The organism is Actinomadura viridis (assembly GCF_015751755.1).
Classification (GTDB): Bacteria; Actinomycetota; Actinomycetes; order Streptosporangiales; family Streptosporangiaceae; genus Spirillospora; species Spirillospora viridis.
On sequence record NZ_JADOUA010000001.1, the window covers coordinates 1,326,722 to 1,350,697 of the forward strand.

The 23,976-nt window shown below is 76.6% G+C and carries 16 protein-coding genes; 7 read left to right on the forward strand and 9 right to left on the reverse strand.

Features of this window, described 5'->3' with window-relative positions; all coding sequences use genetic code 11:
* Positions 1–87 precede the first annotated feature (87 nt).
* Both IW256_RS42660 and IW256_RS05830 read left to right on the forward strand, forming a co-directional pair.
* Complete coding sequence (locus IW256_RS42660) at positions 88–2,982, forward strand: poly(A) polymerase (RefSeq protein ID WP_197009977.1); 2,895 nt, start codon at positions 88–90, stop codon at positions 2,980–2,982.
* Positions 2,983–3,278: 296 nt separating this feature from the next.
* Positions 3,279–3,662 (forward strand): hypothetical protein, encoded by a 384-nt coding sequence (locus IW256_RS05830; RefSeq protein ID WP_197009978.1) that lies wholly within the window; start codon positions 3,279–3,281, stop codon positions 3,660–3,662.
* A gap of 131 nt (positions 3,663–3,793) precedes the next feature.
* Here IW256_RS05830 and IW256_RS05835 read toward each other — a convergent pair whose 3' ends face one another.
* Together IW256_RS05835 and IW256_RS05840 are read right to left on the reverse strand one after the other, a co-directional pair.
* On the reverse strand, positions 3,794–5,380 hold the full coding sequence (locus IW256_RS05835) for a serine/threonine-protein kinase (protein WP_197009979.1): 1,587 nt from the start codon (positions 5,378–5,380) through the stop codon (positions 3,794–3,796).
* Positions 5,377–7,095 carry a serine/threonine-protein kinase gene (locus tag IW256_RS05840; protein ID WP_197009980.1) on the reverse strand — a complete coding sequence of 573 codons (1,719 nt, stop codon included), beginning with the start codon at positions 7,093–7,095 and terminating at the stop codon, positions 5,377–5,379. Before IW256_RS05840 ends, IW256_RS05835 begins: the two co-directional genes overlap by 4 nt.
* A gap of 122 nt (positions 7,096–7,217) precedes the next feature.
* Between IW256_RS05840 and IW256_RS05845 the strand changes: the two genes are divergently transcribed.
* Positions 7,218–7,637: a RidA family protein gene (locus tag IW256_RS05845; RefSeq protein WP_197009981.1), complete on the forward strand. Its 420-nt coding sequence runs from the start codon at positions 7,218–7,220 to the stop codon at positions 7,635–7,637.
* A 48-nt stretch (positions 7,638–7,685) separates the two neighbouring features.
* Here the strand turns inward: IW256_RS05845 and IW256_RS05850 are convergent, their stop codons facing one another.
* The 4 genes from IW256_RS05850 to IW256_RS05865 form a co-directional block, all read right to left on the reverse strand.
* Positions 7,686–8,573: a serine hydrolase gene (locus IW256_RS05850; RefSeq protein WP_197009982.1), complete on the reverse strand. Its 888-nt coding sequence runs from the start codon at positions 8,571–8,573 to the stop codon at positions 7,686–7,688.
* The gene (locus IW256_RS40880) at positions 8,570–9,676 is read right to left on the reverse strand and encodes a LysR family transcriptional regulator (protein WP_307828747.1); all 1,107 of its coding nucleotides are present in this window, start codon (positions 9,674–9,676) and stop codon (positions 8,570–8,572) included. The genes IW256_RS05850 and IW256_RS40880 overlap by 4 nt, the downstream gene beginning before the upstream one ends.
* A 52-nt stretch (positions 9,677–9,728) precedes the next feature.
* Positions 9,729–10,994, reverse strand: coding sequence for an MFS transporter (locus IW256_RS05860; RefSeq protein WP_197009983.1), 1,266 nt, complete (start codon positions 10,992–10,994; stop codon positions 9,729–9,731).
* A gap of 142 nt (positions 10,995–11,136) precedes the next feature.
* Positions 11,137–14,217: an AfsR/SARP family transcriptional regulator gene (locus IW256_RS05865; RefSeq protein WP_197009984.1), complete on the reverse strand. Its 3,081-nt coding sequence runs from the start codon at positions 14,215–14,217 to the stop codon at positions 11,137–11,139.
* A 98-nt stretch (positions 14,218–14,315) separates the two neighbouring features.
* Between IW256_RS05865 and IW256_RS05870 the strand changes: the two genes are divergently transcribed.
* Positions 14,316–17,339 (forward strand): AfsR/SARP family transcriptional regulator, encoded by a 3,024-nt coding sequence (locus IW256_RS05870; protein WP_197009985.1) that lies wholly within the window; start codon positions 14,316–14,318, stop codon positions 17,337–17,339.
* Here the strand turns inward: IW256_RS05870 and IW256_RS05875 are convergent.
* Both IW256_RS05875 and IW256_RS05880 read right to left on the reverse strand, forming a co-directional pair.
* On the reverse strand, positions 17,323–18,426 hold the full coding sequence (locus IW256_RS05875; protein ID WP_197009986.1) for a magnesium transporter CorA family protein: 1,104 nt from the start codon (positions 18,424–18,426) through the stop codon (positions 17,323–17,325). The genes IW256_RS05870 and IW256_RS05875 overlap by 17 nt on opposite strands.
* Before the next feature lie 40 nt (positions 18,427–18,466).
* On the reverse strand, positions 18,467–19,513 hold the full coding sequence (locus IW256_RS05880; protein ID WP_197009987.1) for a LacI family DNA-binding transcriptional regulator: 1,047 nt from the start codon (positions 19,511–19,513) through the stop codon (positions 18,467–18,469).
* Positions 19,514–19,664: 151 nt separating this feature from the next.
* Between IW256_RS05880 and IW256_RS05885 the strand changes: the two genes are divergently transcribed.
* The 3 genes from IW256_RS05885 (at position 19,665) to IW256_RS05895 (ending at position 22,227) form a co-directional block, all read left to right on the forward strand.
* Positions 19,665–20,882, forward strand: coding sequence for an MFS transporter (locus tag IW256_RS05885; protein ID WP_197009988.1), 1,218 nt, complete (start codon positions 19,665–19,667; stop codon positions 20,880–20,882).
* A 58-nt stretch (positions 20,883–20,940) separates the two neighbouring features.
* Positions 20,941–21,501 (forward strand): hypothetical protein, encoded by a 561-nt coding sequence (locus IW256_RS05890; protein WP_197009989.1) that lies wholly within the window; start codon positions 20,941–20,943, stop codon positions 21,499–21,501.
* A gap of 75 nt (positions 21,502–21,576) precedes the next feature.
* Positions 21,577–22,227 (forward strand): DUF305 domain-containing protein, encoded by a 651-nt coding sequence (locus tag IW256_RS05895; protein WP_197009990.1) that lies wholly within the window; start codon positions 21,577–21,579, stop codon positions 22,225–22,227.
* Between the two features lie 75 nt (positions 22,228–22,302).
* Here IW256_RS05895 and IW256_RS05900 read toward each other — a convergent pair whose 3' ends face one another.
* Positions 22,303–23,967 (reverse strand): dolichyl-phosphate-mannose--protein mannosyltransferase, encoded by a 1,665-nt coding sequence (locus IW256_RS05900; protein ID WP_197009991.1) that lies wholly within the window; start codon positions 23,965–23,967, stop codon positions 22,303–22,305.
* Between the last annotated feature and the right edge of the window lie 9 nt (positions 23,968–23,976).

A 23,976-nucleotide genomic window follows, 5' to 3' on the forward strand; every position in this document is an offset into this window, starting at 1 on the left:
GGACCGCCGATCGGCCGGTCTTATTCGATGGATCCGCGCCGGGCGGCTCCCTAAGCTGACCGCCCATGATCGGGCGGGGGCGGTACGGTGCGCACGAGCGATGAGATCTACCACCGGGTCCGCTGGGATCCGCGGTTCGACCCGGCCAGGTGGGTGCTCGGCGTGGAGCAGCGCGGCGCGGGGCCCGGGCGGATCCCGCTGCCCGCCTTCGTCCCCGGCGGTGAGATCCCCTGGCACCGGGTGCTGTTCTTCGAGGCGGACGGTGAGGTGGTCTGGGACCGCGCCACCGGCGTGGACCTCATCGACGCCACCACCGCCGGCCGGGTGCGCGAGGCGCGCCTCCTGAGGGCGCCGTTCTTCACGGCGAGGACCCCGCACGCCTGGGACCCCCAGGCCGCCCGATGGCGTCCCGCGGCGGGCGAGGCCGCGGCGCCCCAGACGCCCCAGGCGGGCACGGCGCCTTTGCGCGTCCTGACCTGGAACACGCTGTGGGACCGCTACGACGCCGACCGGCTTCACACCGAGCGCCGCCGCCCGCTGCTGCTGGCGGCCCTGGAGGACGCCGCCGCCGACGTCATCGCGCTGCAGGAGGTCGACGCCCGGCTGCTCGCCATGCTGGCCGGGGAGCCCTGGGTCCGCGCCGGTTACACGCTGGGCACCCATCCCGCCGGGACGGACGTCGAGGACTGCGGCGTCCTGCTGCTCAGCAGGCTGCCCGTCCGCGAGGCCGGATGGCATGCCCTCGGCCCGCACAAGGCCGTGTCCGCGATCACCGTGCGGACCGCGTCCGGCCCGCTCGCGGTGGCGGCCGTCCACCTCAGCAGCGACCGTTCGGCGGGCGCGCCCGCCCGGCGCGGGGCCGAGCTGGCCCGGCTCGCCGAGGGCCTGGCCGGCCTGGACGAGGTGATCCTCCTGGGCGACTTCAACGACCGCGGCGAGGGACCGGACGGGCCGGCCGCCGCCCTCGGCCTGCGGGACGCCTGGACGGAGGCGCGCGGACCCGGCGACCGGACGCCCACCTTCGACCCGGGCGCCAACCCGCTCGCGGCGCTCACCTCACTGTCCGGGCAGGCGGCCCGGCTCGACCGGATCCTGCTGCGCTCCGCCGGCCGGCGGGCGGCCGGCGCCTCCCTCTGGGGCACCGAGCCCGCCCCGGACGGCCTCCACGTCTCCGACCACTACGGGGTGCGGGCCGAGTTCGTCCACGAGACCGGCCCCGCCCACGGTGCGGCCCACGGTGCGCTCCTGGACGTCGCGCCGACGGCCCGCACGGCGGTGGCCTGGATCCCGCCGGACGAGCTGTGGCCGGACCTCCAGGACATCCGCCGCGAGCACGACCCGCAGATCGGCCGGTGGCCGCCGCACGTCAACCTCTTCTTCGGCTTCGTCCCGGAGGCCGACTTCGAACGGGCGATGCCGCCGCTCTCCGCCGCCGCGGCCGGGACGGCGCCGTTCACCGCCCGGCTGGAGGGCGTGCGCACCTTCGAGCACCGTTCCCGCGGCCCGGGCGAGGACGGCACCGTCTGGCTCGACCCGGCCGCGGCCGGGACGGAGCCGTGGGCGGCCCTGCGCCGCGCGCTGGAGGAACGGTTCCCGCGCTGCCGGGGACGGGCCGAGGGATTCACCCCGCACCTGACCCTCGGCCGTACCCGGGACCCCGGCCGGGTCGCGGCCGGCTGCGCCGCCCGGCTCGGCGGGACGGCGGCGCGGGTCGCCGAGCTGGTCGTGCTCTCCCGGAGGGGCGACGAGCCGATGCGGCCCCGCGCCACGATCGCGCTGGGAACGGGCGATGTGCGCTGGCTGCCCGAGCCCGGCCCCGCCCTCCCCGCCGAGGAGGACGGGCGGCGGGACGCCGCCCTCGCCGGGCGCCTCGCCGGGCGCGTCTCCCGGGCGCTCCCGGAAGGGACCGTCCACGTCACCGGATCCAGGCGCATGGGCTGCGCGCTTCCGGGAGCCGACCTGGACCTGGTGGCGGTGCTTCCGGGCGCCGCCGGCGCGGTGGACGTCCGGGCGCGGGTGGCCGCGGCGCTGCCGGAGGCCACCGGGGTACGGGAGGTGCCCGGAGCCAGGGTCCCGGTCCTGCGGTTCGGCGTGGACGGGCTGGAGGTGGACCTGACCGCGGTCGCCGCCGGGCCGCTCCACCCCGGCTTGGCGGTGGCCCGCCGCGCCGAACTGGGTGAGGAGGCTGCCGTCGCGCTGAGCGCGGTCGGCGACGCGGATGCCGTCCTGGCCGCGGCCGGCGGCGCTCGCCCCGCGTTCACCGCGCTGGCCCGGCGGGTGAAGGCGTGGGCGAGGGCGCGCGGCCTCGACTCGGCCCCGTTCGGCGGGCTGCCCGGCCTGGCCTGGGCCGTGCTGGCGGCCCGCACCGCCGCCGAGGCCGGGGACCGTACGGGCGACGACCTGGCCCGGCACTTCTTCGCCACCTGGGCCGCCTGGGACTGGCGGGAACCGGTCACCCTCGCGGCCGGGCCCGCCGCCGGGGACCCCCCGGCACCGGTATCGATCATGACCCCGTCCGCGCCGGTGCGGAACTGCGCCGGCCAGGTGGGGCCCGGCGGCCTGAACCTGCTCACCCAGGAGCTTTACCGGGCGTGGGAGATCCTGGAGGACGCCGCCGGGAGCGGCACCGACCCCTGGCCCGAACTGCTGTCGCCCCCGCCCCTGCACCGCCGCCACACCGCCTGGGTGGTGCTGACGGTACGGGGCGCCGCGCGCGCCGAGTTCGAGGAGGCCCTGGGCCGCGTCCGGGGGCGCGTGCGGGCGTTGCTCACCGCCCTGCAGGACGCGGGCGCCGCGGACGCGCACGCCTGGCCCCGTCCCTTCGAGACGGGGCCGGTGTCCGCGCGGTACGCCATCGGGCTGGGCCGTTTCCCCGATCCCGGCCGGGCGGCCGAGATCGCCGCGAGGTGGGCCGGGCACCTGCCCGGGGTGGAGGCCGAGGTGGCCGAGGGCGGCGCCGTCCCCACCCTTCCGCCACCCTGACGGCGCCCGGGCCGGGTCCGGCGGAGGAGTACGCGAGCGGAACCTTCACCCTGTCGCGCGTGCGTCGCTCAGGACATCCGGGGCGGGAGTCTAAACGGGGCGACCTCGCGTATTCGCGCGGGAGCGTCCGTCCTCATGAACGCACCCGGCCCGGCCCCGTGCGAACACCGCCATACCGAGAAGTGGCCGACGAAATGCGACCACGATCACGTCATGGCCATTCCGTCGCCATCGGTGCACTTCGACAGTATTCTGTCGGTGGGGGCGTGGTGAACCATCGGCGGAGGTGAACCGGCGTGACCTACGATGTCGTCGTCCTGACTCAAGAAATGCCCGATACCGTGGCCGTTCTCGACGGGCTGGGCGCGGTCGGGGACGACCTGCGACTGGACCTGGCCGGCCGGGACGGGCTCATCCGGCTGTGCGACGTCTCCGGCGGCACGCTGCTGTCGATCGAGGCGCCGGTCGGCATCCGGGCGCCCGGCGAGGCCGAGCGGCTGCTGGGCGAACGGGCCGCGGGGCTGGAGCCGCCGCTGTGGCGGGTGCGCATGCGCGCCGCCGAACGCGAGGGCGCCGACGATCTCGCGCGGCGCTTCGCGCGCGACCTCGTGCGGAGGCTGGGCGGGATGGTCTGGGACGGGGACGAGGAGACCGGCCCCGTAATTCACACCGCGTCCTGACCGGCCGGGCCTCGCTTTTTGACGGGGCCAGTTCATGGCCGCCGTGAAAATCCGGGGCGGATATGGCGTGACTTTCGGTCGTCCGCGGAACGCAGGTTGGACGCGAACGCGGGTTGGACGCGAACGCGGGTTCAGCGGGAACGGGCGAGGGATTTCTCCACCCAGCGGGCGGCTTTGAGGGCCTCCTGGGAAGCGTCCGGGCGTTCCGCGCGATAAGCGACCTCGGCGAGGAGGTCGCCGGCCCGGAAGAGCACCAGGAAGCGGGAGCCGCTCTCGGCGGAGTACGCCTCGTCCCCGAGGTCCGCCACGGTGGCGACGCCGGAGAGCCCGGCGTCCCGCTCCTTCGCGAGCTGCCGTCCGGCCGCGGCCCGGTCCGGCGCGGTACGGAGGGTGACCGTCAGCCGGCCGTCCAGGCCGGTCCGGCCGGCGCTCGTCATCCAGGTGCAGGACTTGCGCGGCATCCCGGTGGACGCCTGGGTGCCGGAGTCGTTCGTGGTGAAGAAGCCCGGCACCAGCCGTGCCGCCTGTTCCGCGGTGACGAGCCCGCAGGGGGACGGGGGAGCGGCGAGGCGGGCGGGCGCGGTCCCGGAGGCGGCGGGGGCGGAGCGGGACGGCGCCGCCGCCGGGGCGGTCCGCGCGGCCGAGGGCCCGGACGGGTCGTTCAGGGCGACGATCGCGATGACGGCCGCGGCGACCGCCGTGCAGGCCGCGGTCACCGCCCCGATCACCCATGCCACGCCGCTCTTGCCGGTCCGCCCGGGGTGGGCGGACGGCACGGTCGGCTGCCCGGGACCGCCGCCGTGCGGCCCCTGCGGCCCCGCGGCGTGCGTGGCCGCGGAGGGCGGGGCCGAGGGGAGAGGGGCCGAGGGGAGCGGAGGAGAGGGCGCCGGGAAGGAGGGGAGGGGCTGCCGGCCCGCCGCGAGGGCGCGCAGGGAGCTTTCGGTCGCCTCCGCGCTCGGCCGGTTCGCGGGGTCCTTGGCGAGCATCGCCATGAGGAGCGGCCCGAGCGGCCCGGCGTCCCGGGGCGGGTCGGGCTCGTCGGCGAGCACGGCGCCGAGCGTGCCCATGAGGGTGGACCGGGCGAACGGGTTGCGTCCTTCGACCAGCGTGTAGAGGGTCGCACCCAGGGACCACAGGTCGGACGGGGGCCCGCTCGGCGCGTGCTGGACGCGTTCGGGGGCCATGAACGCCGGGGACCCCAGCAGGGACCCTTCTCGGGTGAGCGTGGCGTCGCCCTCCAGGGTGGCGATGCCGAAGTCGGTGAGGATGGCGCGGCCGTCGTCGCGGAGGAAGATGTTGGCGGGTTTCACGTCGCGGTGCAGCACGCCCCCGGCGTGGGCGACCCGGAGGGCGCCGAGGACCTCGATGCCGACCCGCGCCGCCCGTTCGGGAGTCAGCGGGCCGTCGTCGGCGACGACGGTGTCCAGGGAACGGCCCGGCAGCAGGTCCATGACGATGCAGGGCCGTCCCTCGTCCATGACGACGTCGTGCACCGTGACGATGGCCGGGTGCCGGAGGAGCGCCGAGGTGCGGGCCTCCCGCAGCGCGCGCCGGGCGGCCTGCTCGCGCTGCTCCGGGTCCAGGTGGTCGGGCAGGAGGAGTTCCTTGACCGCGACGTCGCGTCCGAGCACGTCGTCGCGGCCGCTCCAGACGACCCCCATGCCCCCTGCGCCCAGGCGCCGGAGCAGACGGTAGCGGCCGGCGAGGATCCTGGTCATGACCGGCCCGCCAGGCTCCCGGCGACCCAGCGGGCGGCCCGGGAGGCGCCGTCGGGCGAGGCGGTGCCGCGCTCGTAGGCGTACTGCACCTCCAGCACCGTCTTCTTCACGCGCAGGACGACGTAGGACTTGTCCATGGGCTTGGTTATCCCGGTCGAGCCGTAGGCGAAGGCCTCGTCGCCGATGCCCGGGACCGCGCGGGCCGCGCTCTGCCTGGCGCGGACGGTGTCGACACCGATCTCCGTCCAGCCCCAGTACACCCGGTCCGAGGCCTGGGACCTGGCGTTCCTCCAGGCCACGAACTTGTTGTGGGCCTCGGCGGCCGACTCGGGCGGGAGCGCCGCCGAGCCGCGGCCGATATCGGTGATCGCGAGTCCGCGCTTGCCGGTGGTCCAGCCGCACGACCTGCCGTCCTCCCGGTCCGTCCGGGGCGTGCCCGAGGGCAGGAGGCGGCGGATCTGCTGCGAGGTCAGGAGGGCGCACAGATCGACGGCGGGGACGCTCGCCCGCGGGGAGGCCGGGGACGAGGCGGGCGGGGACGAGGAGGGCCCGGCCCGGCCGGGGGCGGTCGGCTCCGCCACGGGGCCCGTGCGCCCGGCGGGCGGCTCCTCCCTTCCGTTGCCGGAGAAGGCGACCACGCCGACGGCGAGGGCGGTGACGGCGACGAGCAGCATCGCCGCCCCGGCCGCCAGCGGGATCCACAGCCGGGAGGGGCGCGAACCCGAGCCGGGCGGGCCGGAGCCGAGCGGGGCGCTGGGCGAGGCGGCGCCGGGCGAGGTGGTGCCAGGCGGGCCGGCGCCGGGCGAGGTGAGGACCCCGGGCGAGGCGGTGGCGGCGGACGATGGCCTGGGCGGGACGGGGTCGGGCAGTCCGGAGGGCCCGCCCGCCGCCACGTTCCGGAGCACCCGCGCGACGGTCTCCGCGTCCGGCCGGGCGGAGGGCTCCTTCTGGAGCAGATGCCACAGCAGGGGCGAGAGCGAGCCCGCCTGCCGGGGCGGCGCAGGCTCCTCGGTCAGGACGGCGCCCAGGACCGCCATCGGGCCGTCCCGCTCGAACGGCGGCCTGCCCTCCACGGCCATGTACAGGGTCGCGCCCAGCGACCACAGGTCCGACTCCGGGCCGCCCGGCCGTTCGCGCAGGCGTTCCGGGGCGATGTAGCCGGGCGACCCCACGAAGGACCCGGTACGGGTGAGGGAGGGGTCGGCCTCGATGCTCGCGATGCCGAAGTCGGTCAGCACCACTCGGCCGTCCTCGGCGAACAGCACGTTGCCCGGCTTGACGTCCCGGTGCACGATCCCCCGGGCGTGCGCCGCCCGCAGCGCGTCGAGCACCTGGAGGCCGAGGCCCGCCGCCGCGATGGGCGGGCGCGGGCCGTCACGGGCGACGACCTGTTCGAGGGACGGGCCGCGCACCAGTTCCATGACGATCCACGGCCGATCGTCCTCGACCACCACGTCGTGCACGGTGATGACCCCGGGGTGGTCGATCAGCGCGGCGGCCCGGGCCTCCCGCCGGGCGCGTTCGGTGGCCACCCGGCGCTCGTCCCCGGTGAACCCGTCCGGGAACACGATCTCCTTGACCGCCACCGCGCGGCCGAGCGTGCGGTCCTCGGCGGACCAGACCGTCCCCATACCGCCACGGCCGAGCCGTTCCAGCAGGCGGTACCGCCCCGCGAGCACGCGATCGGGCTCATGATCGGCTCTACGATCGGGCATACGAGCGTCCAGGCATTCAGCGCGTCCCTCCGGCGCCCACACGATACCGACCGGAACCACCACGACCGACCGGAACCACCACGACCGACCGGAACCACCACGACGATCACCATGGGAGCACGATGAACGCAGGCGTCCGTCTGATCCGCAACGATGACCTCGCCCAGACCGTGGACTACGCCTACGCGGCGGAGGCCGCGACGCCCGTCCGTGCCCTCTGGACGGCCGGGGCCTGCCCCCTCGACGTCGACGGCCGGACCGTCGCGCCGGGCGACTACGCGGAGCAGGCCCGCCAGGTGATGCGCAACCTCATCGCCGTCCTCGAAGGCGCGGGGGCCTCGCTGCGCGACGTCGTCAAGACCACGGTGTACGTCGCGTCCGCCCGGCAGGAGGACCTGGTGGAGGCGTGGGAGGTCGTCCGGGAGCACATGGGCGACCACGACGCGCCCAGCACGCTGCTCGGCGTGACCGTCCTTGGGTACGACGACCAGCTCGTCGAGGTGGAGGCGGTCGCCGTCATCACCGGCGACGGCCCTTCCTGAACCGCGCTCCGGCGTCACGGCGCACGCGGCGCACGCGGCTCACGTGGCTCACGCGTCCTCGCGGAGGGCCTCCACCGCCAGGCGGGCCGTGACGCCGATGGCGGCGTCCGCCTCCGGATGCACCGCCATGGGCAGGAGGGAACGGGTGAACACGGCGATCGCGTACCGCCCCCCGTCGGGATACTCGACCACGCCGACCTCGTTGCGGAGAGTGGGCAGCGTGCCGGTCTTGCCGCTCACCCGGACGTCGTCGTAGGGGAACCCGGAGGACAGGCGGTGCGGCCACACCTGGAGGCCGAACAGCCGCCGCATCTTCTCGCATTCGGCCGGGGGCGCCGCCTCGTCCCGCCAGATGAGGGAGAGGAGCCGGACCATCTCGCGGGGCGTGCTCCGGTTGGTGTGGGCGGGGTCGAGCACGCGCAGGGACGGGAGGACGCCGGGCTCGTCGAGCCGTGACCACACCTCCCCGAGACCGGTGACGCCGGCGTCCCGGAGAAGGGTGTCGTGCAGCGCCCGGCCGTTGGCGACGATGTGGGTCCGGCGCAGGCCCATCGCCTCGATCGTCGCGTTGATCGCGTCCATGCCGACCCGGGCGAACAGCACGTCGGCGGCGGCGTTGTCGCTCACGGTGATCATGAGGAAGGCCAGGTCGCGCAGGGACATCCGGACCTCGTCCAGGAGCGCCGACAGGCCCGTGGGGCCCTCGGTGCGCCCCTCCGGGGGCAGCGTGACCGCCTCCGTGGGGTCCAGCAGCCCGGCCGCGGCCTGGCGATGGAACGCCACCAGCAGCGGCACCTTGAAGACCGAGGCCAGCACCACCGGCTCGTCCCCGCGAAGGCCGATCTCCCGCCCGCTGTCCAGGTCGGCGGCGTGCAGGTAGCCGGTGACGCCCGCCTTGCGGAAGACCGCCTCGATCCTGGCCCTCGGGTCGCTCATGCCAGGAATCCCGAGGCGGGGCGCGGTACGACCCGGCGAGCCGGGGCGCGGTCGAGCGGAGCCATGCCCGCCTCGCGCCGCAGGACGGCGGTCGCGGCGGCGGTGAACTCGGCGACGGCGCGGTCCGGCTCGCCCGCCCGCCGCCAGGCGCAGGACGTGCGCCAGACCAGCGGGCCGCCGGCGAGCGGGCGCCACACCACCCCGGCCGTGTCCGCGGTACGGGGCGTCAGCGCGACGGCGGTGCCGGCGAGCACCAGGCCGAGGGCGAACTGCGGGTCGGCGGTCTGGTGCACGGCGGGCGGGTCGTACCCGTGCCGGCGGCAGGTGACCAGCAGCTCGTCGTACGAGCCGGGGGCCTGCTCCCGGGGGAAGATCACCAGCTCCCGGTCGGCCAGGTCGGCGAGGTGCACCGGCGCGCCCCCGCCGAGTCCCGCGCCGTCCGGCACGGGATCGTCGATGGGTATGGGATCGCCGCCGGGCGCGGGACCGTCGCCGGGCGCGGGATGGTCGCCGGGCGCGGGATGGTCGCCGGATACGCCGCCGGGCGCGCGATCGTCCCCGGTCACGGGGGCGGGCGCGGGGTCGGGCCGGGGCAGGAGGACGCCGACGGGCTGGCCGAGCATGGGGCCGAGCGCGAGATCGCGGGTGTCGCAGGGGTGCCTCAGGACCCCCACGTCCAGGGTGCCGTCGGCGAGCGCGCGGGCCTGCTCGTCGGTGGGCAGCTCGCGCAGGTCGAGCCGCAGGTCGGGGCGCCGGTCCCGGAACGCGGCGATGATCGCGGCGACCACGGCTCCGCCGAGGCCGGACGGCAGCCCCGCGCGCAGGGTGCCCGCGCCGCCCTCCCGGGCGCGTTCGGCCAGCGCGTAGATCCGGTCGGCGCGGGCGATGAACTCGCGGGCCTCCGCCAGCAGCAGGCGGCCGGGGGCGGTGAGCGTCACCCTCCGGCTCGACCGGTCGAACAACCGTACGCCCAGTTCCTTCTCCAACCGCTGGATCCGCTGGCTGAGCGGGGGCTGGGCCATGCCGAGGCGCTCGGCGGCGTGGCCGAAGTGCAGTTCCTCCGCCACGACCACGAAACACCTCAGGTGCCCCACCAGGTTCACGACCGCGAATCATACCAATCTGCATATAGGGCGGACATCGATAGCCGGATCGTCATCGGCGGTCCGCCGTCCGGAGGGCGGCCCGGCGCCCCGGCAGGAGGGCCGCCGCCGCGCCGAGCGCGGCCAGGCCGGCCAGCGCGAGGGTCGCGCCCGGCGCGCCGAGGTCGAAGAGCCGCCCCACCACGAGCCCGCCGGCGAACGCGAACGTCCCGTGCAGGAAGGACAGCACGCCGAAGTGCGTCCCGAACCGTTCGGGCGTGGCGTGCCGGGCCACCCGCTGGAAGAGCGCAGGCTGGACCAGGCCGCTCGCCAGGCCGCCGAGCACGGCCGCGAGCATCCAGCCGGGGCCGGGGTCGGCGCCGTCGAGGGGGACGAGCACCAGGTACGACGCGCCCCCGAGCAGCAGCCCGCAGCGCAGCACCCAGGGGCGTTCGCCTCGCCGCCGCGAGGCGACCCAGGGTTGCGCGGCCGCCGCCGACGCTGCGAGCACGCAGAAGAACAGCGTCGCCGCCTCCGGCGAGAAGCCCTTCAGCGGCACCACCGTCATCGCCTGGTCGACGAGCAGCGTGGTGGGGGCCGTGGCCAGGACGAACAGCAGGAACGTGCGGTCTCCGGCCACCGCCCGCACGCCCCGGAACGCGGCCATGGCGTCCGGGGCCCGGCCGCCCGCGCCCCGGTCACGGCGCGGCAGGTGCCGCCTGAGCAGCAGGAAGAGCCCCGCGGAGAGCGTCCACGCGGTGGCCGCCGCGCCGGCCAGCAGCCCGAACCCGTCCGGCGAGCCCATGACGCCGGCCCCGAGCGCCAGCAGCGCCAGGCCCAGGGGCGGCCCGGCCACCGCCGCCGCGTGCTGGGTGGCGATGTACGCGGCGAACCCGCGCGCCCGCCGTTCCGGTGACAGCCCGGCCAGCACGCTCTGCGCGGCAGGATGGAACAGCGCGCCGCCCGCGCCCAGCAGGACCGCCGCCGCGACCAGTTCCGGCAGGCCCTTCGCCGTCCCGAGCAGGGCGAACCCGGCCGCGCGCAGCGCGCAGGCGACCACGCCCGCCCGGGCGGCGCCGAGCAGGTCGGTGAGCGCGCCGACCGGCAGCAGCAGCGCGTACTGGACGCCGACCCGCAGGCCGAGCACCAGGCCGATCGTTCCGGCCGTCAGGCCCAGGCCGTCCCGGAGATGCGCGACCACGTGCGCCATCACGGCGAAGAAGCCGAGGGCGATGGCGGCCTGGATCACGACCATCAGCGTGATCACCTGGCCGTCGCCGGACGTCCGGGCGGCGGGCGGCGGGGAGCCGGCGGAGACGAGGGAGGGGGACGGCGTCATCAGGACCTTGCGCGAGGGGGCGGCCGGGGGCGGGGGATGGAGAGAGCAGACCAGAAGAGGTCCGGGCAAGTCCAATACGGATATTGCGCCGATTTAGATATGCGAAACGCTATCAAGGCTGGTCGCGCAGGGTGCGGCGGGTTCAGCGGGGGGATTCGACCGCCGTGCCGAGGTGGGCCCGCACCTCGTCGGCCTCCGGGCCCCGGCGGCGGTCGAAGTGCCGCAGGGCGCGGCGGCGGCAGGCGTCGGCCTCGCCGGTACGGCCCAGGCCGTCCAGCGCGCCCGCCAGTACGCGCAGGGCCTGCCCCTGGCCCCAGGCATGGCCGGTCCCGCGCAGGATCTCCAGGGCCCGGCGGGCGTTCCGCTCCGCCTCCTCCGGCCGGTCCAGCCGCAGCTGCGCCTCGGCGAGGCGGAACAGCGCCAGCCCCTCACCGAGGCGGTCGCGGCGGGCCCGGAACGTCTTCACGGCCTCCCGCTGCCGCGCCGTCGCCTCCTCCGGCCGCCCGGTGCCGCGCAGGACCACGCCGAGATGGTAGAGGCCGTACCCGGTGCGCTGGGCACCGCCCGCGTCGCGGTGCAGCGCCAGGCCGTGCTCGGCCGCGACGATCGACTCCTCGGCCCGGCCCATTGCGAGCAGGGCGCGGGACAGGCCGCCCAGGACGTACCCCTCCCCGGAGGGGTCGCCGATCCTGCGGAAACCGTCCAGCGATTCGAGGTAGCGGCGCAGCGCCTCCTCGTGCCGGCCCATCATGAACGCGCACGCGCCGGCCAGCCCGAGCGCGACGGCGACCACCCAGGCGTCGCCGGCCTCCCGCGCCCGGCGCAGCGCCACCCGGCACACCGCGGCGCTGTCCTCCACCCGGTCGGCGTTGTAGTAGATCCACCCCAGGCGCAGGTGGGCACGGCCCTCGCTGCGCGGGTCGCGGCGCTCCCAGGCCGCGTCGATCACGGCGTGGGCGGCCTGCTCGCCCTCCCGCGCGTGGACGCCCGAGCCCACCAGGACGTCGGTCATCAGCAGGAGGTCGGCGGCAGCGGGCAGTGGCGAGCCCGGCCCGCCCTCCCGCCCGTCCTCCGCGGGGGCGCGGGCCGCCTGCGTGATCGCCGCGAACAGGGCCGGGGCCTCCGCGAACAGCCAGTCGCGGGCCGCGTCCGCCGAGCCGAACGCCGGCCCCGGCACCGCGTCCGGCGGCAGCGGGCCGCGCACCCGGCCGTCCCCGGGACTGACCAGCAGGTGCGCGGCGCGGGCGGTCGCCAGGTAGAAGTGCAGCAGCCGGCGCAGCGCGGCGGTGCGCTCCGCCGGCGCCTCGTCGCGCTCGGCGCACTGCCGCGCGTAGATCTTGAGCAGCTCGTGGTAGCGGTAGCGGCCGGGATCCGGTGATCGCAGGAGGCTGGCGTCCACCAGCGCTTCGCACAGGTCCTCGGCCTCGTGGACGGACGTTCCCAGCACCGCCGCCGCGGCCTCGCGCGAGAACGCCGGGCCCTCCGCCAGGGCCAGCAGCCGGAACGCCCGCCCGAGCGCGGGATCGAGCCGGTCGTAGCCGAGCCGGAACACCGCCTCCACGGCCAGGTCGGCGACCCGCAGCTCGGCCAGCCGGTCGCGCCGGCCGGCCAGCCGTTCCACCAGGGACGCCACCGTCCAGGACGGGCGCGCGGCGAGCCGGGCGGCCGCGATCCGCACCGCCAGCGGCAGATGCCCGCAGGCGGCCAGCAGCTCGCGGGCGGCGGCGGGCTCGGCCGCGAGCCGTTCCGCGCCGGCGATCCGGCCGGCCAGCGCCAGCGCCTCGTCCGGCTCCATCACCTCCAGCCCCACCGGCCGCGCGGAGCCCGGACCGCCCGGCGCGGACCGGCTGGTGATCAGGACGGCGCAGGACGGCGAGCCGGGCAGCAGCGGCGCGACCTGCCGCGCGTCGCGGGCGTCGTCCAGCATGACCAGGACCCGGCGCCCGTCCAGCCGGGTCCGGTAGAGGGCGGCGCGCTCGCCCGGCCCGGCCGGGATCGCGTCGCGGTCCACCCCGAGCGCCAGGAGGAACGCGCCCAGGACGGCGTGCGGATCGGCCGGATCGGCGCCCGCGCCGCGCAGGTCGGCGTACAGCTGCCCACCGGGGAACGCGGCCCGGACGCGATGGGCCACGTGCAGGGCCAGCGCCGTCTTGCCCACGCCCGCGGCCCCCGACACCGCCACCATCGGCACCGCCCGCCGCGGCTCGGCCAGCAGCTCCGCCCGCACCTCCTCGACGAGCCGTTCGCGGCCGGTGAAGTCGGGCACGTCGCCCGGCAGCTGCGCGGGCGGCCGGGCCGCGGCCTGCGGGGCCGCGGGCTGCGGGGCCGCGGGCTGCGGGGCGGCACCGGCCGCTGCGGTCTCGGTGCTCCCGGGGGCCTCGGCCTCGGCGGTTCCCGCCGTTCCCGCTCCCGCCGCCGTTCCCGCTCCCGCCGCTGTTCCCGCTGCCGCCGCCGTTCCGGCGGCCTCGGTCAGCAGGCGCCGGTGCAGGCCGGTCAGCGGGCGGCCGGGATCGAGGCCCAGCTCCTCGGCCAGGACGCGGCGGGCCTCGTCGTACACGGCCCTGGACTCGGCGTGCCGCCCGGCCCGGTGCAGGGCCAGCATCAGCAGGCCGCGCGGGCGCTCCCGCAAGGGGTGCTCGGCGACCAGCGCGGTCAGCTCGGGGATCAGCGCGGCGTCCGCCCCCAGCTCCAGTTCCAGCTCCAGCCGGGATTCGAGGACGGCCAGCCGGCGCTCGGCCAGCCGGTCCCGCTGCGCCCGCGCGTACGGGCCGGGCACGCCCGCCAGGGGCTCGCCGTACCACCGGCCCAGCGCCTCGCGCAGCAGGCCGAGCGCCTCCGCCGGACGGCCCAGCGAGCGCGCCTCCCCGGCCGCCGCGGCGCCGGCCTCGAAGGCGGCGGCGTCGAGCGCGCCCGGCGGGAGGCGCAGGGCGTAGCCGTCCCCGACCGACACCAGGACCCGGTACGCGCCGTCCCGGCCGGGCTCCAGCAGGCGGCGCAGCCGGGACACGTAGGTGCGCAGCGTGCCGACCGCGCGCTTGGGCGGCGCGCCGCCCCAGACCGCGCGGACGAGTTCCGGCGCGGTGACCGGCCGCCCCTCCCCGAGGAGCAGCGCGGCCAGGACCGCGCGTTGCTGGGGTGAGCCCAGGGGCAGCTCGTCCGCGCCGCGCCGTCCGCGCGGCGGGCCGAGGACGGCGAAGGAGAGCGGCACCTGGGGCGTTTCCATTGCGGATCACGATACGAGGCGACATAAACGGCTGTGGGGTGACCTCCGGGTTTCGCTCACCTCGGAAGTGTCGGACCGGAATGGAACACTGTGGTGCTGTGGATGCTCCCGCCCCCGCGCCGCGCTTCGCCGTGCTCGGGCCCGTGCGCGCCTGGCGGGGGCCCGCGGAGCTGAGCCTGGGCGGCCCCCAGCAGCGCGCCCTGCTCGCCGTGCTCTTGCTCGGCCGCGGCCGGGCGATGCCGGTCGAGGCTCTGGTGGACGCCCTGTGGGGCGATCTCCCACCCGCCCGCGCCGTCGGCACGGTGCGCACCTACGCCTCCCGCCTCCGCCGCGTCCTGGAGACCGACCGGGCCCGACCCGAGGTCCTGGTCCCGGCCGGGAACGGGTACGCGCTCCGCACGGCACCGGGCATGCTCGACGCCGAGGTCTTCGAGGCGCGCGCGGCCGAGGCCGGCCGGGCCCGCGCCGCCGGCGACCCGGCCCGTGCCCGCGAGCTGCTCGTCCAGGCCCTCGACCTGTGGGAAGGGGCGCCGCTGCCCGGGCTGCCCGGCCCGTACGCGCGGGCGCACCGGGACCGGCTGGCCGAGCGGCGGCTGGCCGTCCTGCAGGCCCGCCTGGAGACCGACCTCGAACTGGGCCGGCACGCCGACGTCGTCGCCGAGCTGACCGTGCTATGCGCCGAACACCCGCTGCGCGAGCCCCTGCGCGGGCTCCTCATGCTCGCGCTGTACCGGTGCGGGCGCCAGGCGGAGGCGCTGGAGGTCTACGCCGCGGCGCGCCGTACGCTGGCCGGGGAACTGGGCGCCGACCTGGGGACCGGGCTGCGCGACCTGCAGGAACGGATCCTCCGGAACGACCCGTCCCTCGCCGCGCCCGTCCCCGCCCACCCGCCGGTGTCCGGGGCGAGCGGCACCGCGACGGAACGGGAACGGCCCGCCTCGCTGCCCGCCGGCCTCGCCGACTTCACCGGGCGCGCGCCCTTGGTCGACCGGATGACCGGATGGCTGACCCGCCGGGACGGCACCGCGCCCGTGGTCGTCACCGTCTCCGGGGCCGCCGGCGTGGGCAAGACCGCCCTGGCCGTCCACGTCGCGCACGCCGTCCGGGCCGCCTACCCCGACGGCCAGCTCGCCATCGACCTGCTGGGCACGGGTGAGCGCCCGCTGCCGCCGGCCGCGGCGCTCGGGGAGTTCCTGCGGGCGCTCGGCGTGCCCGGCCCCTCCGTCCCCGAGGGGGAGGACGAGCGGGCCGCCCTGTTCCGGACCCTGCTCGCCGACCGGCGCGTCCTGCTGCTCCTCGACGACGCCCGCGACGCCGCGCAGATCCGCCCGCTCCTGCCCGGGACGGCCGGGTGCGCGGTCCTGGTGACCTCGCGGGCCCGGCCCGCCGGCCCGCCCGGCGCCCGCCGGATCGACCTGGACGTGCTCGACCCGGTGGAGGCGATCGACCTCTTCGCCGCGATCGCGGGCCCCCGGGCCGCCGCCGAGCGGCGGGCCGTGGTGGACGTGGTCGCGCTGTGCGGCTTCCTCCCGCTGGCCGTACGGATCGCCGCCACCCGGCTGGCGGCCCGTCCCGGCTGGCCGGTCCGCGCGCTGGCCGCGCGGCTCGCCGACGGCGGCCGGCGGCTGGCCGAGCTGAGGATCGGCGGCCTCGCCGTCGAGACCGCGTTCCAGCCGGGCTACGACCGGCTGGAGGCGGGGACGGCGCGGGCGTTCCGGCTGCTGGCCGTGCCCGAGATCGGGGACCTGTCGCCGCCCGCCGCCGCCGCGCTCCTCGGCACCTCCCGCGCCGAGGCCGGGCACGTCCTGGAGTCGCTGGTCGACCTCGGCCTGCTCGACTCGCCGTCGCCCGAGCGCTACCGCTACCACGAGCTGCTGCGGCTGTTCGCCCGCCAGGTCCCCGAGCCGCCCGGCGAGCGGGGCGAGCGCGCGGACGCCCTGCGCCGGCTCCTGCGGTTCGCGCTGGGCGCCCAGCTGGAGGTGCTGCGGGTGGTCAGGCCGGGCGCGCCCGTGCCGGTGGCCGGCCCCGGCGAGGCGGGCGGCCTGGAGTTCTCCAGCGCGGGCGAGGCGCGCGAGTGGACCTACCGTGAGCTGCCCGGCTCCCTGGCCGTCATCCGCCAGGCGGCCCGCCTCGAAGCCGGCGGCGACGCGGACAGGGAGGCCGGCGGGGACGCGGGCGGGGAGGCCAGCGGGAACGGGGGCGCGCTCGGTGAGGCGGCCGACCTCCTGATCGCCCTGGACCCGCTCCTGGACGACGGGTACCGCTGGGACGAGGCCCGCCCGGCCGCACGCGCCGTCCTGGACGAGGCGGTGCGGCGCGGCGACCCGCGGTCCGAGGCGCGGGCGCGGTACGTGCTGGGGCGGATCCTCACCCACACCGGCCGGCCGGACGAGGCCCGTACGCACGCGGAACGGGCCGCGGGGCTCTGCCGGGAGACCGGCGACCGCCCGCTGCTCGCCGTGGCCCTCGACCTGCTCGCCCATCTCGCCTTCCACGAGCGCGACCTCCGGTCGGCCATCGCGCACACCGAGCGGGCGATCACGCTGAGCCGCGAGTTCGGCGACCGGGCGGGCGAGGCCGAGCGTACCGGTGACCTGGCGTACGCCTACGTGGAGGCGGGGGAGGCGGCCAGGGCCGTCCCGGCCGCGGAGCGGAGCCGCGACCTGGCCCGGCTCGCCGGGCACGGCGCCGGTGAGGCCTACGCCCTCTGCACGCTCGGCATCGCGCTCCGCGAGACCGGGCGGTTCGAGGAGGCGATGGCGCGGTTCGACGACGGCCTGGCGATCTGCTGGTCCCAGGGGCTGCGGGCGCGCGAGTCCTCCATCCTGCTGCGGATCGCCGAGACCCGGCTGCTGCGCGGGCATCCGCGCGAGGCCCTCACGGCGGCCGGGAAGTCGCTGGCCATCGGGTGCGAGATCGGCGACGACCGCCGCCGGGGCCGGGCCCTGGTGGTGCTCGGCCGGATCCGGGAGGCGCTCGGCGACCCGGAGGGCGCCCGCCGCCTCCGGAGGGAGGCGCTGGAGCTGTTCACCGGCCTCGGCGCCGTCGAGGCCGAGGAGGCGCGACGGCTCCTGGACGGCCCGCCGGACCTGGGACCGGACGGGTTCACAGCCAGTCCTTGATCTTGAACGTGATGTAGAGCCCGACGCTGCACGCGACCACGATGACCGTGCTGGCCGCGAACCCGGAGGCGTGCCCGAACCCCGGGTACGGCACGTTCTGGCCGTAGAAGCCGGTGACCGCGGTCGGCACCGCGATGATCGCCGCCCAGCTGGTGACCTTCTTCATCACCTCGTTGAGCCGGTTGCCCTGCAGCGCGATCCGCGAGTCGAGCAGGTTGGCGACCAGGTCGCGCAGCCCGTCGGTCCACTCGCCGACCCGCAGCGCGTGGTCGTAGACGTCCTGGAAGTAGGGGATCAGCGGGTCGGGGACGATCCGCGACGGCCGGCGCAGCAGCGTGTCGACGATCTCGCGCATCGGCAGCGCCACCCGGCGCAGCGCCACCAGGTTCTTGCGCAGCAGGAAGCTGCGCCGCTGGATCTCCCGGACCGGGAACGTCTCGTCGAAGATCAGCTCCTCCAGCCGGTCGGCCTCGTCGTCGAGCGTCTGCACGGCGTCGAGCTGCCGGTCGACGACCAGGTCGAGCAGGCCGTGGAGCAGCAGCGCGGCGCCGCCCGCGGCCGGGCCGTCCGCCCCGTCCGGGACGTCCGGGCCCTCGTCCCAGCGCCGGACCAGGGCCCCGGCGTCGAACCCGGCGTCCTGCCGGACCGTCACCAGCGCCCGGTCGGTGACGAACGCCGACACCTCGTGCAGGACCAGCTCGCCGCCGGTGATCTCGGGGGAGTAGACGTTGAGGAAGAGGTAGCCGTGGTAGCGGTCGAGCTTGGCGCGCTCCTGGGAGGAGATCGCGTCCTCCACCGCCACCGGGTCCAGCCCCAGCTCCTCGGCGACCAGGCGCAGCCCGGGGCCGTCCGGGGTGATCAGGTCGACCCAGACCACGGCCGCGGGGTCGCTCAGCCGCTCGCTCATCTCGGCGACCGGGAAGCCCTCCCCGGCGAGCCGGCCGTTCCGCCACACGCGGGTGAGGGGCGTGCCCGCGCCGAAGGGGCCGCCGTCCGGGGGGCCGCCGTCCGGGGTGCCGCCGGACGGGGTGCCGGACGGGGTGCCGGACGGGGTGCCGCCGGGGTTCCGGGAGGGTGGGTCCGTCATGGCAGCCCTATACCCCGGCGCGCGGGGCGGACCCGGCCGTTCACGGCGGGCCCGCCGGGGGAGCGGTCGAGGCCCGCACGACCAGCTCGCCCGGCAGCGCGCGGGAGGCGGGACGGCCTCCCTCCATCAGCTCCAGCAGCGCGCTCATGCCCTGGACGCCGAGTTCCTGCGCGGGCAGCCGCACGGTCGTCAGCTCCGGCTCCAGCGCCATCGCCAACGGCATGTCGTCGAACCCGGTGACCGACAGGTCGCCGGGGACCTCCAGTCCGCGCGCCCGCGCCGCCTTGTACGCGCCGGCGGCCAGCGTGTCGTCGTCGCAGACCAGCGCGGTGGGCCGGGCGGGCAGGTCGAGCAGCTCACCGGCCGCCTCCTTCGCCGCGTGCACGTCGATCGCGGCGGCGGCCCGGACCAGCCCGCCGCCGGGCAGCGCCGCGACGGCGGCGGCGAGGGCCGCCCCGCGGGCACGGAACGTCCACTCGTCCACCGCCGCCGCGACATGGCCGAAGCGCCGGTGCCCCAGCCCGGCCAGATGGGCGGCGACCGCCCGCATGCCGTCCTCCACGGCGAAGTCGACGGTGGGGGCGGTGCCCGCGGCCGGGCCGCTGTCGAGCATCACCACCGGGGCGGGACCGAAGCCGCTCACCGCCTCCTTCGTCATGGACGAGGCGATGATCCCGTCGATCGCCTCCCGCGGCGCCGCGAACGGGCTCCCCGCGGGGCCCGCGTCGTCGGGCGGGTAGACCACCACACCGAACCCGTGGCGCGCGGCGACCCGGGCGGCGCCGATGTAGACGGCGCCGAAGAAGGACGAGGTGAGCGTCGGTACGACGAGCAGGACCGTGCGGGTGGTGCCGAGGCGCAGGTTGCGGGCGGCGGAGTTGGGGCGGTAGCCGAGGCTCTCCGCGGCCTCGCGTACGGTCCGCGCGGTGGCGGGCGAGACCCGCCCGGCCCACTTCCCGCCGAGGACGAGGGAGACCGTGGACTGGGAGACGCCCGCGGCCTGGGCCACGTCTCTGCTGGTGGGCCGCCCGGCGGGCCGTGCCGCGGGCGGCGCGGCGGGCGGCGCGGCTTCCCTGGGCTCGCTCACCGTGCCTCCTCGGGCCTTGGCGGCCCCGTTCCGGGCCTGTCCGGACCTTGCGCGCGACGGTCCGGATCCTCCAACAGGGTAGAGCGGACGCAGCCGAAGGTGGTACGTATGACGTCAGCAGTTTTACGTATGACGACTCTCGGAGCGGGATGTGCGCGCCTATCTGGACTTCCTGCGGGTGACCTACGCCGCCCGGCTGCTCGGCGGGACGCTGCTGGGACGCCTGCCCAACGGCATGGGCATGCTCGCGGTCGTCCTGCACGTCCGCGCGGAGGGCGGCGGCTACACGCTCGCGGGGGCGCTCGCCGCCGCCTTCGGGCTGTCCATGGCCGCCGGCCAGCCGATCCTCGGGCGGGCCATGGACCGGTTCGGCCAGCCGCGCGTGCTGCTGCCGGCCGCCTGGCTGTCGGCCGCCGGGTTCGCCCTGCTGGCCCTGACCGGGGCCGACCCGCTGCCGGTGACGGTCGGCGCGGTGATCCTCGCCGGTTTCGCCACCCCGCCGCTGGAGGCCGGGCTGCGCGCGCTGTGGACGCTGGTGCTGCCCGGGCCCGCGCAGGTCAGGGCCGCGTACGCGCTGGACGCCGCCGCGCAGGAGGTCCTGTTCACCGCCGGCCCGCTGCTCGTCGTCGCCGCCGCGGCCGTCAACACCGAGACCGCGCTCCTGCTCACCGGCGGGCTCGGGGTCGCCGGGACCCTCGTCATCACCACCTCCGTCCCCTCCCGCACGTGGCGGAGCGAGCCGCGCACCTCCGACTGGGCGGGGCCGCTGCGCCCCGCCGGCATCCGCGTGCTGCTGCTCGCGCTCACCTGCGCGGGCATCGCGCTGGGCGTGTACTCGGTCGCGGCCGTGGCCTACGCCGAACGCGCCGGGGACGACCTGGCCTCCGGGCTGCTCCTCGCCGCGATGTCGGCCGGCGCCCTCGCCGGCGGGCTGTTCTACGGCGCGCGGTCCTGGCCGGGGAGCGACCACCGGCGGTTCCTGGTGCTGATGGCCGCGCTCGCCGCCGGTTACCTGCCCCTCGCCTTGGCCCCCGGCCTGCCGGTCATGACGGTGCTGGCCTTCGCCAGCGGGATCTTCCTCGCCCCCATGCTGGCGTGCAGCTTCACCCTCGTGGACCGGCTGGTCCCCAAGGGGACGGTGACCGAGGCGTTCGCGTGGGTGGTCGCCGCGTTCGGCGTGGGAGGCGCCATCGGCTCGGCCGCCGCCGGGATCGGCCAGGACCTCGCGGGAGTCTCCGGGGCGTTCGCCGCCGCCGGGGCCGGGGGCCTGCTCGCCTTCCTGACCTGTCTCCTGGGGATCCGTCCCCTCCGCGGGGACGGCGCCTCGGGCCGCGCCGCCCGGACGACCTCGCCGGCGCCGCTGCCCTGACGGCCGTGGGGGCCGTGGGGGCAGTGGGGGCCGTCACGGGCCACTACGATCTGACACCATGAGCATGCGGGGAGCGGCGCGCGGCCTGTGGCCGCTGCTGCTCGGCCTGGGCCTCCTCGCGGGCATGTTCATGATGCACGGGATCTCGGCCACGCCCTCGCCCGTTCACGTCTCCGCCCCGGTCGTCTCCTCGTTCCCCGCCCAGTCCCACGCGAGGTCCGTCCTCCAGCCGGCCGCCCAAGGGCACGCCGAGCCCTCGAAGCCGTCCGAGTCGTCCGAGGCGTCCGGGCCGTTCACGCAGACCGTCCAGGCCGCGCAGACGGCGCAGACCGTCCAGACCATGCAGGCCGTGCACGGCTCTCCCGGAACGCACGGCTCTCCCGGATCGCACGACGAGCAGCGGGCCGGGCTCGGTCACGGGGGCGCGCACGAGGCCGGCTGCGGCGCCGGAGCGGTCTGCTTCGCGTTGCTGGTCGCGTTCGTCCTCCTCCTGGTCAGGGGGCGGCTGAGCGGGCCACTTCTCGCGATCCTGCCGACCAGGCCGGTGCCCCGGCCGTCCCCGGGACGGCCGCGGGCCCGCCCTCCCAGCATCTATCGGCTCTCCGTCCTGAGGCTGTGACAGGCCCCGGAGCCGGTGCTCACGCGGCACCGGTTCCTCCGGCATGCCCGCACACGTTCATGACAAGGAGAGACGATGAGGAAGCTGATCCTGGTGGCGGGCGCGGTCGCGCTGGTCGGGACGGCCGCGTGCGGCGGCGGTGACGAGGGGACGTCCGGGGGCTCCGGGCACGCGTCCCCGCCCGCCGGCGCCGCGTCGAGCACCCCGGCGGCTCGCCACAACGCCCAGGACGTGAAGTTCGCCCAGATGATGATCCCCCACCACCGGCAGGCGGTGGAGATGTCCAAGGTGGTCGCGGCCAGGTCCGGCGACCCGGAGGTCAAGCGGCTCGCCGGGCAGATCGAACGGGCGCAGGCCCCCGAGATCAGCACGATGACCGGCTGGCTCCGGCAGTGGGGCGCCACCGTCCCGCCGGAGGACGGCGGAGCGGGCGAGGGCGGCCACGGCGGCATGGACCACGGCGGCATGGACCACGGCGGCTCCGGCGGCGGCATGCCCGGGATGATGACCGGGAAGCAGATGGCCGACCTGGGCAAGGCCACGGGCGCGGCCCTGGACCGCATGTTCCTCACCATGATGATCGAGCACCACGAGGGCGCGGTCGTCATGGCCCGCGAGGAACAGTCCAAGGGCGCTCACCCGGACGCCAAGGCGATGGCCGCGGCGATCGTCCGGACCCAGCAGACCGAGATCGCCACGATGCGCGGGATGCTCGGGCGGAGCTGATCCGGACCGGGAGGTGAGGCGCGGCCCGTCGAGCGGCGGGCCGCGCCGTCCGCGCCGTCCGCGCCGTCCCCGGCGTCAGATCCAGGTGCGGAGCCAGATCCTGGCGTCCCAGGCGTCGTACGGAATGATCTTGGCAGCCAGGATCGGGTAGAAGTAGGCGAAGTTCGCCAGCACCAGCAGCACGAAGGCGCCCGCCACGGCGGCCCCCAGTATCCGCCGGCCCGGGACCGGGCCGTTCCTGCCCTGGAAGACCGCGGTGGCGCCGAACGGCAGGGCCGGCCTCCCCGAAGACGGGTCCAGGCCCAGGCCGCGGGACGCCGGTTCCGGCGCGCTCGCGGCGGGGCCGATGAGATAGCCGAGGGCCAGCACGACCGCCAGCACCATGAACGGCAGCATCGGCGTCGCGTAGAACAGGAACATCGTCCGGCCGGAGAGCGCCGAGGGGAACCAGCTGACCCAGCCCGCCAGGTAGCCCAGCAGGATCGCGCCCGCCCGCCAGTCGCGCCGCACCAGCCAGATGCCGATGATGACGAGCAGGGCGGCCATCGCGCCCCACCACAGGACCGGGGTGCCGATCCCGAGGATCTCGCGGGAGCACTTCTCGGCCTCGCAGGCGCCCTTGGGCTCGGTGTAGAAGAACGCCACCGGGCGGCGCAGGACGGGCCAGTCCCACGGCCACGACTGGTAGGGGTGCTTGGAGTCCAGGCCGGTATGGAAATTGAAGATCTCGGCGTGGTACTTCCACAGGTCGGGCAGGGCCTCGAACGGCCGCGCGAGCGGGAACCCGGCGACCTCGCCGCGTCCCCAGCCGCCCGGCTTGAAGATCCAGCCCCACCAGGTGGCGAGGTAGGTGATCGCGCCCACCACGACCAGCTGCCCGAACGCCGGGATCGCGTCCAGCAGCAGCGCCCCGGGGAGCGGCTCCCGCACGCCGGCGGCCCGGCGCGCCCCGTAGTCCCAGAAGACCACCATGATCCCGAAGGCGGCCACGTAGAAGATCCCGGTCCACTTGGTCGCGCAGGCCATGCCCAGGCAGACACCGGCGAGCAGGCGCCAGCCGTGCGCCAGGAACGGCCCGAACGCCGCGCCGGAGCCCGCCTCGATCCTCTCCGCGAGCCGGCGCCGGGAACGGTCCCGGTCGGCCACCAGGCAGGCGAACCCGGCCAGCACCCAGAACATCACGAAGATGTCCAGCAGCGCGGCCCGGCTGGTCACGAAGTGCAGCCCGTCCAGCGCCAGGAGCAGCCCGGCGGCGCAGCCGAGCAGGGTCGAGCCGGTCATCCGGCGGGCGACCCGGCACAGGATCAGCACCGACAGCGTGCCGCACAGCGCCGCCGTGAACCGCCAGCCGAACGGGGTGGCCCCGAACAGCCACTCGCCGATCGCGATCATCCACTTGCCGCCCGGCGGATGGGCGATGAACGAGGCCCCGGACGCCCAGATGTTCGCGTTCGGATCGGCGATCAGGAGCTTGTCGGCGTCCTTGACGGTGTTGTGCTCCCACCCGAACTTCAGCAGCGCCAGCGCGTCCTTGGCGTAGTAGGTCTCGTCGAAGACCACCGCCTTGGGCTTGTCCAGCCGGTCGAACCGCAGGAATCCGGCGAAGAGCGTCACCAGCAGCGGGCCCAGCCAGCTCAGCAGCGCCCCGCCCGGGACGGGCGGGGCGAGCCGCTCGCGCAGGGAGGGAGGCTGCGTCCGTTCTCCGGCGGCCCGTGCCGGCGCGAAATCCGTCATCGCCATCCCGCCATC